Below are 18,399 nucleotides of genomic sequence, written 5' to 3' on the forward strand. Positions count from 1 at the left end.
GCCTATCTCAAGGACGTGCTGACGCGGTTGCCGACGCAGAAGGCCAGTGAGATCGACCAACTGCTACCGCATCAATGGATGTCGGGCTGACCTGAGCAAGGTGTGTTCCCCAACCGCTTACGTTTCTGAAACAGCGCGTTAGCTTCATCCGGTACTTGTATCGAGATGCCACTGCGTCCTTTGTCGAACGTATACGCTTAATCGAAGCGGGTGAGCCACCGTTTGAGCCGCCATATAGCGAGGACGGAGAGCCACCATACGAGATCGAGTGGGGCGAGGCATCCGATGCCGTTCAAGTGCTCGGCCATTCCTGCGTATCGATGCTGGCCGGCGCACTTCACGTCTACCTCGAAACTTGGGAGCAGCAGCTCGGGATAAAAATCGCCCCGGAGGAACGGAAGCCGTTGTTCCGCAAGGGGTGGTTGCACGGTTACAGGACTGTGTTCTCGAACTCCATCGGTGTGCAGTTCGATGACAGCGGTGCGAATCTAGGCATGCTTGAGCAACTCGTGTTGGCCAGAAACCGGGCTCAGCACCCAGGAAGTCTGACACGTCTCACTCCAACGCATGCGGCGAAGGATCTGAAGAAGCATCCAAGCCCTTTCCTCCTTGCTAACCATGAACGCAACTTACTCGCTCACCTAGAGGTCAGCGGTTTGGATATAGATTCAATGTGGATGATCGAGCCCACGCTGCACGTCGATGCGGACAAGCTCAATACAGTCCTCACTGAGGTCGAGCGCTTCGCTACGTGGTTCGATCAAGCGTGCTTCGATTGGATTTACGGTCCTGGGCAAGTAGACGTCAACGATTAATGATAAAGGCACCTGGAAAAGTGTCGGCATAACCGCTGCTGCTAGGATTTAGGAATTGCGATACCTTACGATGTATTTATACATCGTAAGGTTATGGTGGACGAATGCCGGCACCGGCTAAATCTGCGGTCCCCGCTCATAAAACTATGTACCGTTAGGGTATTAGTTAATTGTGCGGGGCTTGAGCTGTTGCAGCGAAGCGGGGTCAGGCAACCAAGGCCTGACGGGTGCGCTCGATGACCGCTTGAAGCGGCTCGGACTGGCTGTACTGCTCGGGGTACAGTCGCTCGCTGTGACGGGCAATGCCGTGCTCGTTGACCAGGGTGAAGCTGAAGCCGCCTTTGCGCGACGCCAGAATCAGGCAGTTCAATGGGGCAAATGCCTGGGAAAGGGTGCGAATCGCAGCCTGAGTGTGGATGGAGTGAGTCATAGTTATTAGATATTCCTGCAATAGACACGGTTTCGATCCGTGCACACTTAAAACGTTCCAGTAACGCCGGGATTTAACCTGGGCGAAGAACCTGACTGGAACAGGGCAGCCAGTTTTGGGCGCATTTATAATGTGGCGCTGGGGCTGACTGGTAGGTACGTCAGAGGGCAGGCAACACACCGGGTCGAGGTTCTATGCCACGGGGTGAAGATCCTGATCAATCTGCAGGTTGGTTCGGTCAGAGTAAGAAGTGATTTACCTGGGAACCATCGAGTGGGCCGGTCCTTGTTTCAACAGGCGCTGTTCCGGGTGGACAGGGCACTGTAAGGACTGTTTTGGCCAGAATTGACTTTCAGCTTGGTACTAACGGTCGAAAGACTACAGCAATGGCCGGGTCTTGGCAAGGGCTGGTAACTTTTCATCAGAGGAGCCGCTCAGTATCTCGTGTTTTTGGCTTCCTGTGAAGGGCTGCTTGAAGAAGGGTAAGGCAGGGAACGTGCCAAATTCGTGCAGCGAACTGCCTTTCTTTAGGGCGGTTGTACACACTTGGAGCAATCGATGTTAAGACCCTGCAACAGCACCTGATGGGCTCGCCAATGACTTGACTGAGCGCTTAAGTCAATGAAAAAAAACACTTATTTTAGCTGGTGAAAAAATCGTCAGTTTGAGCCAAAGCCCCATTTCATGGGGCTTTGCGGGGTCCTTAAGGGGGTTGTCCACCGAGTTATCCACAGCTTCTGTGGATTGTCCCGAGCGCTTGCTCTAGGACGGGCGTGCTAGGTTTTTCCGATGTGTCCTACAATCCTTGCGCGAACTTCTGTCATGAGAAAATTCCTCGGCCAGCGTCAATAAATAAACGTAGAAATATTTCGAAAAAAGTATCGAAAGGCCTCGGGCCATAGCCAGAAAAAAGGAGTAGAGTGGCGCGCCTCTCGAGTTGCCTTCGCTGTTGGTTATGAAGTTTCGCGCTAAAATCCCCGCAATTTCTTGCGCTCCAGCGCCTTTGCCCGAGCCCAAGCGCTTCTCCTTGAAGGTCGCCTTGTGGTTGCTCGACAATCCGCGGCTGGGTGACAACCCCAACGTCAAACATTTTGCCGGGCGCTTGCTCAAGCAGCCTGCGCGTCAAGGGGTGGTGGTCGCGCAAAGCCGTCTGGGGCAGATGCTCTGTCGTGATTGCGGTAATGCCCGCGACCGGCGCATCGGACACGATCTGTTGCGTCAGGCCGCGCGTGCCGGAGACCGACGTGCCCAGCTTGAATACGGTCGCCTGTGCGCACAGCCACAGATCAATGAACCCGAACAGGCCCGCTATTGGCTGGAGTTGGCGTCGTCCCAGGGATCCCAGGAAGCCCGGCGCTTGCTCAAGCAGCTGGCAGACGCTTGACTGCAGTACAGCGGCAAGGCTGATAAGCTCAGCCGTTGATTTCAGTTGGGGGGTGTTTGGGTGGTGATGGCGTTGGATCTGACCAGCATCGTGCTGGGTATCATGGTGGCCGCAGTGCCCTGTCTGGGTTGGGTGTTTGCGCAGCAACGGCGGCTGGCCGCCCGTGAGGCGCAAGCGGCCTTGCTCGAGGAGCGCCTGGGCAGTGCCCAGATGGCCCAGGAAGGCTTGCTCGCCCAGCTCGATGCCAGTCGCGACGAGATCAGTGACCTGGGCCAGGCCAATGCGGCCAAGCAGGCGACGCTGGCGGCTCAAGCCCGTGAGCTGGAGTTGCTGCAGATTGACCGCGATAACGCCCGCGACGCCGCCCACGCCTGGCAAATCGAACGTACTGCCCGTGAGGCCGAACTGCGTCGCCTGGATGCCCACGGTGCCGCCCTGGGTGCCGAGCTGCGCGAACAGCAGGAAAGCCATCAGCAACGCCTGGATGATCTTCAGGGTTCTCGTGATGAACTGCGCGCCCAGTTCGCCGAGATGGCTACCAAGATCTTTGACGAACGTGAACAGCGTTTCGCTCAGACCAGCCACCAGCATTTAGGCCAGTTGCTAGACCCGCTCAAGGAGCGCATCCAGGCGTTCGAGAAACGCGTTGAAGACAGTTACCAGCAGGAGGCCCGCGAGCGCTTTTCCCTGGCCAAGGAGCTGGAGCGCCTGCAGCAGCTCAACCTGCGTCTGAGCGATGAGGCCACCAACCTGACCCAGGCACTGAGGGGCCAGAAGACCCAGGGTAACTGGGGGGAACTGATCCTGGAACGGGTGCTGGAGCATGCGGGACTGGAAAAGGGCCGCGAATACCAGACCCAGGTCAGCCTCAAGAGTGCCGATGGCGAGCGCTTCCAGCCGGACGTGCTGATCATGTTGCCTGGTGACAAGCAGGTGGTGGTCGATTCCAAGGTCAGCCTGACGGCCTATCAGCAGTATGTTGCCGCTGACGACAGCGAGATTGCCCAGGCGGCGCTCAAGCAGCATGTGCTGTCGTTACGCAACCATGTCAAAGGTTTGTCGGGCAAGGATTACAACCGCCTGGAAGGCTTGTACAGCCTGGATTTCGTCCTGCTCTTCGTGCCTATCGAAGCGGCGTTTTCCGCAGCGCTACAGGCCGAGCCAAACCTGTTCCAGGAGGCGTTCGACCGGCAAATCGTCATCGTCAGCCCAACCACCTTGCTGGCTACCCTGAGGGTGATCGACAGCCTGTGGAAGCAGGAGCGCCAGAGCCAGAATGCCCGGGAAATTGCCGAGCGTGCTGGCTGGCTGTACGACAAGTTCGTGTTATTCATCCAGGACCTGGACGAGCTGGGCAATCGCCTGCAACAGGTTGATAAAGCCTACAGCGCCGCGCGTAACAAGCTCTGTGAAGGCCGTGGCAATTTGATCAGCCGTAGTGAACAGCTCAAATTGCTCGGTGCCCGCGCCAGCAAGAGCCTTCCGGCCGATCTCCTCGAACGCGCCATGAGCGAAGGCGACCCGCTGGTCGCCAGCGCCCTTACTGGACCAGGCTCAGATGCCGATTGAGCAGGGCACGCAAGGCGGCCGGCTTGACCGGCTTGGTCAGGTAATCGAGGCCAGCGGCATGCACCTGGGCCACGGTCTCGCTGCGTCCGTCGGCACTGATCACCACGCCAGGCACCGGCTCGCCCAGACGGGTGCGTAGCCAGGCCATCAGCTCGGTGCCGGTGTCGCCCTCGTCCAGGTGATAGTCGACCAGAGCCAAGTGCGGACGCAGACCCTCTTCGAACAGCGCAGTGCACTCCTGGCGATTACGCGCCGTCCAGACCTGGCAACCCCAGCGGCTGAGCAGGCTGTTCATGCCGATCAGGATGCTGTCTTCGTTGTCGATGCACAGCACCTGCAACCCGGCCAGTGGTTGGCCGGCTTGCTCGGCCGGAGTGACGACGGCCGGTGCCGGTGTCGTGGCCAGTGGCACGCTGACACGGAACACACTGCCCTTGCCGGGCCAGGAACGCACCTCCAAGGTATGACCGAGTACTCGACACAGGCCGTCAGCAATCGCCAAGCCCAGGCCCAGGCCTTTTTCGGCGCGGGTCTGGTGGCTGTCCAGGCGTTTGAACTCTTCGAAGATCACTTGCAGCTTGTCATCGGCAATGCCTGGGCCGCGGTCCCAGACCTCCAGCCACAGCTTGCCGCTTTCCCGACGTACACCCAGCAGGATCGGGCTCTTGCCGTAGCGAATGGCATTGGTCAGGAAGTTCTGCAGGATCCGGCGCAACAGTTTCATGTCGCTGTGCACCCGCAGGCGGCTTGCGCGCACGCGAAAATCCAGACCCTGTTGTTGGGCCAGTACCTTGAACTCGGCGCCCAGAGTGTCAAATAGTTCGTTGAGGGCGAAGGGTTTCGGATCGGGGGTGATCTTGCCGTTTTCCAGGCGCGAGATGTCGAGCAGGTCGCTGATCAGCTCTTCGGCCGAACGCAGTGAACTGTCCATGTGCTGGACCAGTTGCTGGGCGTCTGCGGACAGTCCGTCGCCCTGGTGCGAGAGGGCGGCAGAGAACAGCCGGGCAGCGTTCAGCGGTTGCATCAGGTCATGGCTGACGGCGGCCAGGAAACGGGTCTTGGACTGGTTGGCGGCTTCGGCGTGGCTCTTGGCTTCAGTCAGCGCCTGGTTCAATTGCGACAGCTCCTGGGTGCGCGCGGTGACCCGTTGCTCGAGGCCCTCGTTGGCATCCTTGAGCGCTTGCTCGGCTTCGCGGAACGGGGTGATGTCGGTAAAGCTCATGACAAAACCGCCGCCGGGCATCGGGTTGCCGATCAGCTCAATGACCCGGCCATTGGGAAACAGCCGCTCGGAAGTATGCGCACGGCCCTGGCGCATCCAGTGCAGGCGGCGGGCCACGTGAACCTGGGCTTCGCCCGGCCCGCACAAGCCGCGTTCGGCGTTGTAGCGGATGATGTCGGCAATCGGTCGGCCGACGCTGATCAGGCCGTCGGGGTAGTTGAACAGCTCCAGGTAGCGGCGGTTCCAGGCCACCAGGAGCAGGTTCTGGTCGACCACGCTGATGCCCTGGCTGATGTTCTCGATCGCGCCTTGCAGCAGGGCGCGGTTGAACTGCAGCACTTCCGAGGCTTCGTCGGCGATGCGCACCACGTCTTCGAGCTGCATGTCGCGGCCTTCGATGGCCGCCTTGACCACCGCGCGGGTCGAGGACGTGCCCAGCACACCGGCCAGCAGGCGTTCGGTGTGTTCGATCCAGTCACCGTCGGCGTTCTGGTTGGGGTTGAAACCCTTGCCCTGGCGGTAGGCAAAGCGGATGAAGCTTTGCCGCGCGCGTTCTTCACCGACAAAGCGTGCCGCCAGTTGGAGCAGGTCGTCGATCTGCACGGCCAGCAACGAGCGGCTGCTGGGCCGGGCGCTGGTCTGTTGGCCGATGAAGCGTCCGGCCTGCCAGTGCTCGGACACTCGGGTGCGCGAGAGAATCGAGACCCAGGCGAACAGGGTGAAGTTGCCGGCCAGCGACAACACCACACCTTGGGTCAGTGGCGTGATCGGCAGGTTCAGCGGGTTGCCGTGCAGCCAGGCCAGGCCCGGGAACAGCTCCAGCGGCCAGCCCAGGCTGTGGGCGGCAATCGGCAGGACCAGGGTGTAGAACCAGAGGAAGATCCCGGCGGCAAGGCCGGCGAACACCCCACGGCGGTTGGCTTGTTTCCAGTACAGCGCGCCGAGCATGGCCGGTGTCAGCTGCGTCACCGCGGCAAAGGCGATCTGGCCGATGGTGGCCAGGCTCGCAGTGGGGCCGAGCAGGCGGTAGCTGACATAGGCCAGCAGCAGGATGACAACAATGGTGACCCGGCGTACCGAGAGCATCCAGTGGCGGAACACTTCGAACGGCCGCTCGGCATTGTTACGACGCAGCAGCCAGGGCAGCAGCATGTCGTTGGAGACCATGGTCGAGAGCGCCACGGCTTCGACGATCACCATGCCGGTGGCGGCCGAGGCCCCGCCGATGAACGCCAGCAAGGCCAGGGCCGGATGGGCTTCGGCCAGCGGCAGGCTGATGACGAAGGAGTCGGGTATCACGCCCGGTAGCAGCATCTGCCCGGCCAAGGCAATCGGCACCACGAACAGCGCGGCGAGGATCAGGTAAGTCGGGAACACCCAGCGGGCCAGGCGCAGATCCTGCGGTTCGATGTTCTCGACCACGGTGACATGGAACTGCCGTGGCAAACAGATGATCGCCATCATCGCTACGCCAGTCTGCACTACCATCGACGGCCAATTGATCGTCTCGTTCCAGAAACCTTCCAGGCGCGGGGCCAGTTGCGCCTTACTGAACAGGTCGTCGAATCCATCGTACAGGCTGAAGGTGACAAAGGCGCCGACAGCCAGAAATGCCAGCAGTTTGACCAGGGACTCGAAGGCAATGGCCAGGACCATGCCACGGTGGTGTTCGGTCACATCCAGACTGCGGGTACCAAAGACGATGGAGAACAATGCCAGCACCAGCGACACCACCAGCGCGGTGTCCTGCACGCGGCTGCCAGTGGCGTCGGCACTGGCGCCGATCAAAAGGTTGACGCCAAGCACAATGCCTTTGAGCTGCAAGGCGATATAGGGCAGCACGCCGACCAGGCAGATCAACGCCACCACCACCGCCAGGGACTGGGATTTGCCGTAGCGGGCGGCAATGAAGTCGGCAATCGAGGTGATGTTTTCCTGTTTGCTGATCAGCACCATCTTCTGCAGCACCCAGGGGGCGAACAGTAGCAACAGCACAGGGCCCAGGTAGATCGGCAGGAACGCCCAGAGTTGTTCGGCTGACTGGCCAACGGCGCCGAAGAAGGTCCAGCTGGTGCAATACACCGCCAGCGACAGGCTGTACACCCAGGCGCGCAGGCGCGGTGGCAGCGGCGTTTTGCGGCGGTCACCATAGAATGCGATAGCGAACATGATGGCCATATAGGCCAGGGCGACCACGGCGATCAGCCCACTGGACAGCGACATGAGTACTCCGAAACAAAATAGGGAACAGCCGTCAGCGTAACGGCGATCCTCGATCAATCAGTCTGGCACGCCGTTGGCGATACGTCAGTGCCGACTATGGTCGCAGTGGCAGAGCGTCGCAGGTCTCAGCCGGGCAGGGCCAGGTCAAGCGGGCATGCCCCGCGATGACGGTCAGCGCCGAGCCCCCAGGTAATAGAACAGCGCCGCCAGCAACACCGAGCCGATCAACAGGTAAAAGGTGGCCACCGGCACCAGATGCGCCAGGGCAAAACCGCAGATCACCGGCCCCAGTGCTGCACCCAGGTTGGACAGGTTCTGTGCGCCGTAATACACCCCGCGCAGATGCTCAGGGGCAATGCTGTCGATGAACATGTACTCGGCCGGGATGACAATAATTTCGCCCAGGGTGAACACCAGCATCGCCAGGCACCAGGCCAGCAGCGACTGGGCCAGCGAGAAGCCGAGCAAGCCGGCCAGAAACAGCGCCATGCCGGCCATCAGCCAGGGCATCAGGTGGCGACTGCTGATGCGCCTGCCAATCACGTACTGCAGGGCAATGACTGTGACGGCGTTGGTGGCTACCAGGTAACTGATATACCGCGCCGCTTCGCTGGCATTGCTGGTGACCACCAGGTACTGCGACAGGTAGGCGGTGAACTGGCCGAAGACCACGGCACTGAGCGCGCCGCCGAGGGTGAAGCAGATCAACCGGCGGTCCTTGAGCAGTTGCCCGCCAACACTGAGAAAGCCGGCCTGGGGGGCGCTGTCCAGGCTCGCCCGCGCCGAGCGCTCGCCCCAGCGCCGGTAGCTCAGGCACATGGTCAGGCCCAGCAGCGCTGAAACCAGAAAGGGCAAGTGATCATCAAGCATGATCAGGGCTACGCCAACAAAGGGCCCGACGGCGTAGGCGACGTTGCTCAAGGTGTACTTGATCGAGAACACCTCAGAACGCTCTTCCACGGGTAGCAACGCACAGAATCCGGACTTGGCGGCAATGTCGACCACGGCCAGGGCCAGGTTGATCAGCACCAGGCTGCTGAAGAACAGGCTCAGCTCGCGGCTGGCCACCGCGGCAACGAAGGCCAGGGTAAAGACCAGGGTCGAAATGATGATCACCGTGTAGCTGCGCAGGGTATCGATCAGGTAGCCGCCATACAGGCTCAATAGCGAGGCGACAATCAGCGCGCCGCCAATCATCAAGCCGATGCCGCTGATATCCAGGGCGAAACTTTGTGCAAGGTAGACCACCAGATAGGGCAGGGTGATCGCCCGGGCCAGGGTCAAAACAAAGGTGGTTGCCAGCAGCAGGCGTACTTGCGGGCTGTAGCGTCTTACGGCAGCGAGCATTGTCACGTCCTTGTTGTTATTGCGTTGGGCCGTCAGTGATCAAGCATACGCTCGGGCAGGAAAGGTCGGACAGGGGATTTCTATATCTACAAAATAGATAACAGATAGAGAAAATACACGTTATATGGATATTCTTTAAGGGCATAAGATGAGCTCACGTCACCGGCCTACAGGAGACTCCGACCATGCCATGCCTGCAACCGACCGCTTCACCCTTGCGTCCGCTGAGCCACCTGGCTCACCCGCGTGAAATCATCCGTCAGTTCACCCCCAACTGGTTCGCCGCGACCATGGGCACCGGGGTGTTGGCCCTGGCCCTTATGCAAATCGGCATGGACAGCCTGAATGGGCCGGCAGAAGCGTTGTGGTGGTTGACCATTGCGCTGTTCGTCCTGTTCAGCGGGCTGTATGCCGCACGCTGGATAATGTTCTTCAATGAAGCACGACAGATTTTTGCCCACTCCACGGTGTCGATGTTCTTCGGCACCATCCCCATGGGGCTGGCGACAATCCTCAACGGGTGCTTGCTGTTTGGCGTCAATCGCTGGGGCGAAGGCATCGTGCCCTGGATCGAGGCACTCTGGTGGTTCGATGTTGGTCTGGCGCTGCTGTGCGGCGTGGCCATTCCCTACCTGATGTTCACCCGCCAGGAGCACAGCATCGATCAGATGACAGCGGTCTGGCTGTTGCCGGTGGTTGCCGCTGAGGTCGCTGCCGCCAGTGGGGGCCAGCTGGCGCCGCACCTGGTCGATGCCCACAGTCAGTTTCTGGTGCTGATTACCAGCTATGTATTGTGGGCGGTGTCGATGCCGGTGGCGTTCAGCATCCTGACCATCCTCATGCTGCGCATGGCCCTGCACAAACTGCCCCACGCCAACATGGCTGCTTCGAGCTGGCTGGCGCTGGGTCCCATTGGTACCGGTGCGTTGGGCATGCTGCTGCTGGGGGCTGAAGCACCGGCGATATTCGCCGCTAACGGTTTCGGTGACCTGGGTGAAATCGCCCGGGGCCTGGGCTTGGTCGCCGGGATCGTGTTGTGGGGAGCAGGCTTGTGGTGGTTGCTCACCGCCGTGCTGATCACCCTGCGCTACATGCGCCATGGCATGCCGTTCAACCTGGGCTGGTGGGGCTTCACCTTTCCGCTGGGGGTCTACACCCTGGCTACCCTCAAACTGGGTGCCTGGCTGGGGTTGGGCTTCTTCCAGCATATGGGCCTGGTACTGGTGGTGGCGCTGGCCGGCCTGTGGATGATGGTCAGCAGCCTGACCCTGCGCGGTGCCTGGCGGGGTGAGTTGTTCGTCTCGCCGTGCATTGCCGGGTTACACAAGTAGATTGCATTTACCTGGGTGATTGTGGCTTTGTGCGGCCTGCGTGCCTCCAATGACAAAGCCCCACTCAGGTACACGGACGATGAGTCAAGCCTCGCAATTCAGCCTTCTTGGCAAACGACGGTTTCTGCCGTTCTTCATTACCCAGTCGCTGGGGGCGTTCAACGACAACCTGTTCAAGCAGTCGTTGATCCTGGCGATTCTCTACAAGCTGGCCATCGAGGGTGACCGCTCGATCTGGATCAACCTCTGCGCCTTGCTGTTCATTCTGCCGTTTTTCCTGTTTTCCGCCCTGGCCGGACAGTTCGGCGAGAAGTACCCCAAGGATGCCTTGATCCGTCTGATCAAGCTGGCTGAAATCGGCATCATGGCCATTGGCGCCATCGGCTTTCTGACCAATCACCTGGCGCTGATGCTGCTGGCGCTGTTTGCCATGGGCACCCATTCGGCGCTGTTCGGGCCGGTCAAGTACTCGATCCTGCCCCAGGCCTTGCATGAGCAGGAGCTGGTCGGTGGTAACGGCCTGGTCGAGATGGGCACCTTCCTGGCCATCCTAGCGGGCACCATTGGTGCCGGGGTGATGATGTCCAGCACGCACTATGCGCCTGTGGTTGCCTGTGCCGTGGTCGCGGTGGCTGCGCTGGGTTACCTGTCCAGCCAGTGGATTCCCCGGGCCAGTGCAGCGTCGCCGCAGATCAAGCTGGACTGGAATATATTCACTCAGTCCTGGACGACCTTGCGCCTGGGCCTTGGCCAGACCCCGGCAGTTTCGCGCTCGATTGTCGGCAACTCCTGGTTCTGGTTTGTCGGGGCCATTTATCTCACGCAGATTCCGGCCTATGCCAAGGATTGGTTGCACGGTGACGAGACCGCGGTCACGCTGGTGCTGACCTTGTTTTCGCTGGGGATCGCCCTGGGTTCCTTGCTGTGTGAGCGCCTCAGCGGGCACAAGGTGGAAATTGGCCTGGTGCCGTTCGGCTCCTTCGGCCTGACCCTGTTCGGTTTGCTCTGGTGGTGGCATTCGGGGGATGTCCCGGCAGCTGCAACGCCTCATGACTGGCTGGCCCTGCTGGGCATGGCCCAGGCCTGGTGGATTTTGCTGGCGATTGTCGGCCTGGGGATCTTTGGTGGTTTCTATATTGTGCCGCTGTACGCGCTGATCCAGTCGCGTACCGCTGTGCACGAACGTTCACGGGTGATTGCCGCCAACAACATCCTCAACGCGCTGTTCATGGTGGTGTCGGCGATTGTCACTATCGTGCTGTTGAGCCTGCTTGAGTTGACCATCCCGCAGTTGTTCCTGGTGGTGTCGCTGCTGAACATCGGCGTCAACGCCTACATTTTCAGGATCGTTCCTGAGTTCACCATGCGCTTTATGATCTGGCTGCTCAGCCACTCCATGTACCGGGTCGAGCACCGCGACCTGCAACAGATCCCGGAGGAGGGGGCGGCATTGCTGGTGTGCAACCACGTGTCGTTCGTTGATGCGCTGTTGATCGGCGGAGCAGTGCGTCGGCCAATTCGCTTTGTCATGTACTACAAGATCTACCAGCTGCCAGTGCTCAACTTCGTCTTTCGCACGGCGGGCGCCATTCCCATTGCCGGGCGCACTGAACACCCCGAGACCTACGAGCGGGCGTTCAAACAGATTGCCGCCTACCTGGCGGATGGCGAACTGGTGTGCATCTTCCCCGAGGGCAAGCTGACCACTGACGGTGAGATCGATGAATTCAAGGGTGGGCTGAGCCGGATCATCGAGCAAACGCCGGTGCCGGTGATTCCCCTGGCGTTGCAGGGTTTGTGGGGGAGTTTCTTCAGTCGCGATCCGGCCAAGGGCTTTTTTCGCCGCCTGTGGTCGCGGGTGACCCTGGTGGCCGGTGCCGCCATCCCGGTAGAGATGGCGGAACCGGCGCTGTTGCGTGAGCAGGTCAGCCAGTTGCGTGGCGACCTGCGCTGACGGCGCAGGGCAAGGTCAGCTGGTGCTGACCTTGAGGCCGATCAGGCCGCTGACGATCAGTGCGACGCTGGCCAGGCGCACCAGTGCCATGGATTCGCCGAACAGGATGATGCCGGCGATCACGGTGCCAACGGCGCCGACGCCGGTCCAGATGGCGTAGGCAGTGCCCAGCGGCAGCTCTTTCATGGCCAGGCCCAGCAGGCCGAGGCTGATGACCATGGCGCCGACGGTCAGGACAGTGGGCATAGGGCGGGTAAAACCATCGGTGTACTTGAGGCCGACAGCCCAGCCTACTTCGAACAGGCCGGCGAAAAACAGGATGATCCAGGACATGCAGAGTCTCCATCAGAGTGATGGGGCCGTCCCCTAAACGTTCACGCGGTGCGTCGTAAGGCCGTCCTCACAGTGGGCAATATAGTGCCCAATCTGGACTCGCGGGGCAAGCCCGCTCCATCCGGTGGAAGTGGGCTTGCTCCGCGATAAGGCCTCAGATCCCCTGCGGAATCTCTTCGCCGCCCAGCGCTTCGAACAGCGCCGGCAGGAATTCACCGAAGGTCAGCATCATCAGGGTAAAGCTGGCATCGAGCTGGCCCAGTGCCTCGTCGCCGCCGTCTTCTTCCGCCTGGTCCTGCAGCAGCTCTTCAAAGCGCAGGCGCTTGATGACCATCTTGTCGTCGAGCACGAACGACAGTTTGTCCTGCCAGGCCAGAGACAGTTGGGTCACGATCTTGCCGGTACCCAAATGCAGCTGGATCTCGTCGCTGGTCAGGTCCTGGCGTTTGCAGCGCACGATGCCGCCGTCTTCGTGGGTGTCACGCAGTTCGCATTCGTCCAGTACATAGAAGTCGGGTGCGGCTTGCTGCGTCTTGACCCAGTCGGTCATGGTCGCGCTCGGGGCGATCTTCACCGTCACCGGACGCACCGGCAACGAGCCCATCACTTCACGCAGGGTCGACAGCAGGTCTTCGGCACGTTTGGCGCTGGCCGAGTTGACCAGGATCAGGCCCTGCTTGGGGGCGATGGCGGCAAAGATCATCGAGCGACGAATAAAGGCGCGCGGCAGGAAGGCCTGGATGATCTCGTCCTTGATCTGGTCGCGTTCCTTCTTATAGACCTTGCGCATCTGTTCGGCTTCGATCTCGTCGATCTTCTCTTTGACCGCATCACGCACCACGCTGCCAGGCAGGATACGTTCTTCTTTACGTGCAGCGATCAGCAGAAAGTCACCGCTGACATGGACCAGCGGCGCATCCTCGCCTTTGCCGAAGGGGGCGACGAAACCGTAAGTGGTCAACTCCTGGCTGGCGCAAGGGCGCGCCGGCTTGCTGGCCAGAGCGGTTTCCAGCGCTTCGGGATCGAACGGGACATCCTGGGTCAGGCGATAGGTCAGCAGGTTTTTGAACCACATGGGGTGAATCTCTCCTCAACACATAAGGAGGGCATTATTCTCCGAGCGGGCGCTTCAGGCCAAGTCCGCTAAGTCTTTGGAACGCCTGAAAATTTTTTTTAAAAAAGTGCTTGCCAGAGTGTTCGGTGCTCCGTAGAATGCGCGCCACACCGAGACGAAGGGTGATTAGCTCAGCCGGGAGAGCATCTGCCTTACAAGCAGAGGGTCGGCGGTTCGATCCCGTCATCACCCACCACTTCTCAGTGTATCGCGCAGCGGTAGTTCAGTCGGTTAGAATACCGGCCTGTCACGCCGGGGGTCGCGGGTTCGAGTCCCGTCCGCTGCGCCATATTTAGCTTCCAGGGCCCACTGAACACCCGGAAGCCAAAAAGAAAGCGACCTTAGGGTCGCTTTTTTTGTTTCTGCATCTCCTGCTGTCGTTGCCCCAGTGCTTCGGCTTGGTGCATCTCTCCCCAAGTCGGTGCGTCGGTCACCACAAATTTCTGTCTATGCCGTGTTTTTGCTGGGCTGCGCAAGCTGGCGCGGGCCTTGCTTATACCTGCTTATCCGGCAATCAACGCAGATTGCCCCGTTCACGACAAAGGCGCCGTGTTGCTCCCGCTGGTTTTCACAAGCCGGGGCAACAGGGCGCCTTTTTGTTTGCGCAAGCAGGAGGTTGGCAGATGAGCAGCACCAATGTGCGCAGCGTTTGCCCGTATTGTGGTGTGGGATGCGGCATCGTCATGACGGTTGAGGGCAACCGGGTGACCAAGGTCAGTGGTGACAAACAACACCCGAGCAATTTCGGCCGCTTATGCACCAAGGGCCTGACCGCGCATCAGCCGTTGCGCGAATCAGGGCGCATGGAGCACGCCTACCTGCGCGATCAGCGTCAACGCGATCCGCTGCAGACTGCTATCGATATGGCGATCGAGCAGGCGGCCGGGCGTTTGCGCGCAATTATTGACGAACATGGGCCTGATGCCCTGGCATTCTATGTCTCCGGACAGATGTCGCTGGAGGCCCAGTACCTGATCAACAAGCTGGCCAAAGGCTTCGTCCGCAGCCGCCACATCGAATCCAATTCACGCCTGTGCATGGCCAGCGCCAGCAGCGGCTATAAGCAGTCGCTGGGCGCCGACGGACCACCGGGCAGCTATCAGGACTTTGATCGCGCCGAGGTGTTTTTCATCATTGGTGCGAACATGGCCGACTGTCACCCGATCCTCTTTCTACGCCTGCTCGACCGGCTCAAGGCCGGTGCCCGGCTGATTGTCGTCGACCCGCGGCGTAGCGCCACCGCCGACAAGGCCGACCTGTTCCTGCAAATCAAGCCAGGCACCGATCTGGCGCTGCTTAATGGCCTGCTTTATCTGCTCAAGCACAATGGCCACTGTGACCATGATTTCATCGAGCGCTACACCGAGGGTTGGGAAACTCTGCCGGACTTTCTCGAGGACTACACCCCTGAGCGGGTCGCCGCCATCACCGGGCTTGCTGAAGCCGATATTCGCCAGGCCGCCGAATGGATCGGCCAGGCGCCGGAGTGGATGAGCTGTTGGACCATGGGCCTGAACCAGAGCATCCATGGCACCTGGCAGACCAACGCACTGTGCAACCTGCACCTGGCCACCGGGGCCATTTGCCGGCCTGGCAGCGGGCCGTTTTCCCTGACGGGTCAACCCAACGCCATGGGCGGGCGCGAGATGGGTTACATGGGCCCGGGCTTGCCTGGCCAGCGTTCGGCGTTGGTCGAGAGCGATCGCGCTTTCGTCGAGCAGCTCTGGCAGGTGCCTGCCGGCAGCCTGCGTAGCGAAACCGGTGACGGCACCGTGGTATTGTTCGAGCAACTGGCGGCCGGACAGATCAAAGCCTGCTGGATCATTTGCAGCAACCCGGTGGCCAGCGTCGCCAACCGCCAGCAGGTGATCGACGGCCTGCAGCGGGCGGAACTGGTGATTACCCAGGATGCCTTTCTCGACACCGAGAGCAATCGCTATGCCGATATTCTTCTGCCCGCCGCGCTCTGGGCCGAGGGGGAAGGGGTCATGGTCAACTCCGAGCGCAACCTGACGTTGATGAGCAAGGCTGTCGAGCCGCCGGGCGACAGCTTGCCCGACTGGCAGATCATTGCCCGTGTCGCCTGTGCCATGGGCTATGCCGAGGCGTTCAGCTACGACAGTGCCGAGGCGGTGTTTGACGAGATCCGCCGGGCCTGGAATCCGGCTACTGGCTACGATGTGCGCGGCGTCAGCTATGCCGGTTTGCGTCAGGCGCCCCAGCAATGGCCGTGTGAACCAGGACGTGAAGACACCCGCAGCCCGCTGCGTTATCGCAACGACGGGGTCAGCCAGACGCTCTATCGCGATGCCGAGGGCCAGGCTCCCGCCATTGCCTTCGCCACCAGCAGCGGCAAGGCGCGCTTCTTTGCCCGGCCCTGCCTGCCCGCCGCCGAACTGCCGGATGACGAGTTTGCGTTGGTGCTCAACACCGGTCGGGTCCAGCATCAATGGCACACCTTGACCAAGACCGGCAAAGTCGCGGCGTTGAACAAACTCGATCCCGGCCCCTTCGTCGAGATACATCCCGAGGATGCCAAGCGCCTGGGCATTGCCGAAAAGGATCAGGTACAGGTGCGCTCGCGGCGCGGCCAGGCCGTGTTGCCCGCGCGGATTACCACGCGAGTATTGCCGGGCAACTGTTTTGCGCCGTTTCACTGGAACGATGTCTACGGCGACAACCTGGCCATCAACGCGGTGACCAGCGACGCCGTCGACCCGCAGTCGCTGCAACCGGCTTTCAAGTACTGCGCAGTGGCCCTGAGCCGGATCGCTGGCGAACGCATCAGCGCGGTTCAAGTCGAGCAACAAAGCGCTTCGATGCAGGACCAGCATTTGCTGCTCTGGGCATCGCAAACCGGTAACGGCCAGGCCCTGGCCGAACAGTGCGCCGAACACCTGCGTGAGGTTGGCCTGCCGGTGCAGTTGAGCTGCATGGAGGATGTGGCGTTGGCGCAACTGGACAGTCCCGCCAGCTTGCTGCTGATCGCCAGTACCTTTGGCGATGGCGATGCACCGGATAGCGGCGCGGCGTTCTGGCAGGACTTGCAGGGCGAGCATGGGCAACGTTGCGCCGGACTGCCTTATGCCGTGCTGGCCCTGGGCGATTCCAGCTATGAGCAATTCTGTGGTTTCGGTCGCAAGCTCGACCAGCGCCTGGCCGAGTTGGGTGGCCAGCGCTTGTTGGAGCGGGTCGATTGCGAGGGGGACTTCGCCGAGCCAGCAGGGCAGTGGTTGCAGGCGCTGCTCGCCAAGCTCGGGCAGGGCCACCTGACGGTTGCCTTGCCTGTGCCGTCACCGCTGGCAAGCGGCTTCAGCAAACAGCAACCGCTGCCGGCTCGCGTGCTGGAAAACCGCCTGCTCAATAGTCCAGGCGCCAGTAAAGAAACTCGACAAATCGTCTTCGACCTGCGCGACAGCGGCTTCAGCTATCAAGCCGGCGATGCTCTGGGGGTGTGGCCGCGCAACTGTCCGGCGCTGGTGGACGAGCTGCTCACGATGACCCGCCTGGATGGCAGTCAGGCGGTACGGCTCAAGGGCCAGGCCGACATGCCGCTGGCCACTGCCTTGAGCGAGCATCTGGAGATCGCCCGAGTTACGCCGGCCATGCTGGAGACCTTGGCCCAGCACGGTGCGAACGCGCACCTGCAGGACTTGCTCAAACCGCAGAACAAGGCGGCGCTCAAGCAATGGTTGTGGGGCAAACAACTGATTGATCTGGTGCAAACCTTCAAACCGGAGCTGGACCTGGATACCTGGCTGAGCCTGCTCAAGCCGTTGCAGCCGCGGTTGTACTCGATCAGCTCTAGCGCCAAGTTTCACCCTGGCCAGGTTCACCTGACCGTTTCCACTGTCCGTTATGGCCAACGCAAAGGGGTCTGCTCAACCTATCTGGCCGATCGTGCCGCACAGGGTGAGGTGGCTATTTTCACTCAGCCGAGCGCGCATTTTCGTCTGCCCAAGGACAGCACTGCGCCGGTGATCATGGTCGGCCCCGGCACTGGTATCGCGCCGTTTCGGGCGTTCTTGCAGGAGCGCCAGGCCAAGGGCGCCAAGGGGCGCAACTGGCTGCTGTTCGGCGAACAAAAGGCGGCCAGCGATTTCTATTACCGCGACGAGCTCCTGACCTGGCAGCGCGAAGGGCATCTGACCCGCCTGGACACGGCGTTTTCACGTGACCAGGCGCAAAAGATCTATGTGCAACAGCGCATGCTTGAGCAAGGCGCCGAACTCTGGCGCTGGCTGGAGGAGGGCGGGCACTTCTATGTCTGTGGTGATGCCGAGCGCATGGCCCGTGATGTCGATGCCGCGCTCAAGCAGGTGGTTAGCAAGCATGGAGCGTTGAGCGCCGAGCAGGCCGATGCCTACGTCAGTGAACTGAGCCGCAGCAAACGCTATGTGCGCGACGTGTATTGAGTGCCCCATAAGGGGGATGGCTGCACCAGCCTGGGTCGATAACTGCCGTTTGCGCTAGCGAGAAAGCCCCGGTTTAAAGGGCTTTGGCAGTTGGCACGGTCCCTGCTTTTGCACTATCACAAGGTTCCCGCGGGTCAATGGCGATCCGCACCCGGAACTACATAAAACGACCAGGCAAAGGCGCCTGGAGCTTCGGCTCCAGGCGCCTTTTTTTGTTTTTCGGGGCTCGCCCCAGCAGCACAGCCACCGTGAATGGCCTTGA

General features: G+C 60.9%; 12 protein-coding genes and 2 tRNA genes. 9 read left to right on the forward strand and 5 right to left on the reverse strand.

What is annotated here, in order from left to right:
* A partial coding sequence (locus tag ACRESH_RS06700) for a transposase domain-containing protein (RefSeq protein WP_431741333.1) occupies nucleotides 1-90 on the forward strand: 90 nt, incomplete at its 5' end.
* 65 nt (nucleotides 91-155) lie between these two features.
* Nucleotides 156-815, forward strand: coding sequence for a hypothetical protein (locus tag ACRESH_RS06705; RefSeq protein WP_431741230.1), 660 nt, complete (start codon nucleotides 156-158; stop codon nucleotides 813-815).
* A 205-nt stretch (nucleotides 816-1,020) separates the two neighbouring features.
* Here the strand turns inward: ACRESH_RS06705 and ACRESH_RS06710 are convergent, their stop codons facing one another.
* Complete coding sequence (locus ACRESH_RS06710) at nucleotides 1,021-1,245, reverse strand: hypothetical protein (RefSeq protein ID WP_038608173.1); 225 nt, start codon at nucleotides 1,243-1,245, stop codon at nucleotides 1,021-1,023.
* A 955-nt stretch (nucleotides 1,246-2,200) separates the two neighbouring features.
* On the opposite strand from ACRESH_RS06710, the gene ACRESH_RS06715 reads away from it, so the two are divergent.
* Nucleotides 2,201-2,629 carry a tetratricopeptide repeat protein gene (locus tag ACRESH_RS06715; RefSeq protein ID WP_431741231.1) on the forward strand — a complete coding sequence of 143 codons (429 nt, stop codon included), beginning with the start codon at nucleotides 2,201-2,203 and terminating at the stop codon, nucleotides 2,627-2,629.
* Between the two features lie 180 nt (nucleotides 2,630-2,809).
* Nucleotides 2,810-4,198 (forward strand): DNA recombination protein RmuC, encoded by a 1,389-nt coding sequence (gene rmuC, locus ACRESH_RS06720; RefSeq protein ID WP_431741334.1) that lies wholly within the window; start codon nucleotides 2,810-2,812, stop codon nucleotides 4,196-4,198.
* Here the strand turns inward: rmuC and ACRESH_RS06725 are convergent.
* Both ACRESH_RS06725 and ACRESH_RS06730 read right to left on the reverse strand, forming a co-directional pair.
* Nucleotides 4,170-7,643, reverse strand: coding sequence for a hybrid sensor histidine kinase/response regulator (locus ACRESH_RS06725; protein WP_431741232.1), 3,474 nt, complete (start codon nucleotides 7,641-7,643; stop codon nucleotides 4,170-4,172). The two genes, rmuC and ACRESH_RS06725, sit on opposite strands and share 29 nt — an antisense overlap.
* A 171-nt stretch (nucleotides 7,644-7,814) precedes the next feature.
* Nucleotides 7,815-8,990 (reverse strand): MFS transporter, encoded by a 1,176-nt coding sequence (locus tag ACRESH_RS06730; protein WP_431741233.1) that lies wholly within the window; start codon nucleotides 8,988-8,990, stop codon nucleotides 7,815-7,817.
* Nucleotides 8,991-9,175: 185 nt separating this feature from the next.
* On the opposite strand from ACRESH_RS06730, the gene ACRESH_RS06735 reads away from it, so the two are divergent.
* Together ACRESH_RS06735 and ACRESH_RS06740 are read left to right on the forward strand one after the other, a co-directional pair.
* The gene (locus ACRESH_RS06735; RefSeq protein WP_431741234.1) at nucleotides 9,176-10,321 is read left to right on the forward strand and encodes a TDT family transporter; all 1,146 of its coding nucleotides are present in this window, start codon (nucleotides 9,176-9,178) and stop codon (nucleotides 10,319-10,321) included.
* 79 nt (nucleotides 10,322-10,400) lie between these two features.
* Nucleotides 10,401-12,275, forward strand: coding sequence for an MFS transporter (locus ACRESH_RS06740; protein ID WP_431741235.1), 1,875 nt, complete (start codon nucleotides 10,401-10,403; stop codon nucleotides 12,273-12,275).
* A 15-nt stretch (nucleotides 12,276-12,290) separates the two neighbouring features.
* Here the strand turns inward: ACRESH_RS06740 and sugE are convergent, their stop codons facing one another.
* Together sugE and rdgC are read right to left on the reverse strand one after the other, a co-directional pair.
* On the reverse strand, nucleotides 12,291-12,608 hold the full coding sequence (gene sugE / locus ACRESH_RS06745; protein WP_431741236.1) for a quaternary ammonium compound efflux SMR transporter SugE: 318 nt from the start codon (nucleotides 12,606-12,608) through the stop codon (nucleotides 12,291-12,293).
* 154 nt (nucleotides 12,609-12,762) lie between these two features.
* Nucleotides 12,763-13,683, reverse strand: coding sequence for a recombination-associated protein RdgC (gene rdgC, locus ACRESH_RS06750; RefSeq protein ID WP_431741237.1), 921 nt, complete (start codon nucleotides 13,681-13,683; stop codon nucleotides 12,763-12,765).
* Nucleotides 13,684-13,842: 159 nt separating this feature from the next.
* Between rdgC and ACRESH_RS06755 the strand changes: the two genes are divergently transcribed.
* The 3 genes from ACRESH_RS06755 (at nucleotide 13,843) to ACRESH_RS06765 (ending at nucleotide 18,137) form a co-directional block, all read left to right on the forward strand.
* Nucleotides 13,843-13,918 (forward strand) — tRNA-Val (locus ACRESH_RS06755).
* Nucleotides 13,919-13,934: 16 nt separating this feature from the next.
* Nucleotides 13,935-14,011, forward strand: a tRNA-Asp gene (locus tag ACRESH_RS06760).
* 334 nt (nucleotides 14,012-14,345) lie between these two features.
* Entirely contained in the window at nucleotides 14,346-18,137 is a 3,792-nt protein-coding gene (locus tag ACRESH_RS06765; RefSeq protein ID WP_431741238.1) for a molybdopterin-dependent oxidoreductase, read from the forward strand.
* Nucleotides 18,138-18,399 lie beyond the last annotated feature (262 nt).

This window comes from Pseudomonas sp. (assembly GCF_050739775.1).
Classification (GTDB): domain Bacteria; phylum Pseudomonadota; class Gammaproteobacteria; order Pseudomonadales; family Pseudomonadaceae; genus Aquipseudomonas.

What these genes read in the sequence shown, in the direction of transcription:
- ACRESH_RS06740 (WP_431741235.1), top strand. Translation starts at nt 10,401, where the DNA reads ATGAGTCAAGCCTCGCAATTCAGCCTTCTTGGCAAACGACGGTTTCTG.
- ACRESH_RS06715 (WP_431741231.1), top strand. Translation starts at nt 2,201, where the DNA reads ATGAAGTTTCGCGCTAAAATCCCCGCAATTTCTTGCGCTCCAGCGCCT.
- ACRESH_RS06765 (WP_431741238.1), top strand. Translation starts at nt 14,346, where the DNA reads ATGAGCAGCACCAATGTGCGCAGCGTTTGCCCGTATTGTGGTGTGGGA.
- ACRESH_RS06725 (WP_431741232.1), bottom strand. Translation starts at nt 7,643, where the DNA reads ATGTCGCTGTCCAGTGGGCTGATCGCCGTGGTCGCCCTGGCCTATATG.
- rdgC (WP_431741237.1), bottom strand. Translation starts at nt 13,683, where the DNA reads ATGTGGTTCAAAAACCTGCTGACCTATCGCCTGACCCAGGATGTCCCG.
- ACRESH_RS06710 (WP_038608173.1), bottom strand. Translation starts at nt 1,245, where the DNA reads ATGACTCACTCCATCCACACTCAGGCTGCGATTCGCACCCTTTCCCAG.
- ACRESH_RS06730 (WP_431741233.1), bottom strand. Translation starts at nt 8,990, where the DNA reads ATGCTCGCTGCCGTAAGACGCTACAGCCCGCAAGTACGCCTGCTGCTG.
- sugE (WP_431741236.1), bottom strand. Translation starts at nt 12,608, where the DNA reads ATGTCCTGGATCATCCTGTTTTTCGCCGGCCTGTTCGAAGTAGGCTGG.
- ACRESH_RS06735 (WP_431741234.1), top strand. Translation starts at nt 9,176, where the DNA reads ATGCCATGCCTGCAACCGACCGCTTCACCCTTGCGTCCGCTGAGCCAC.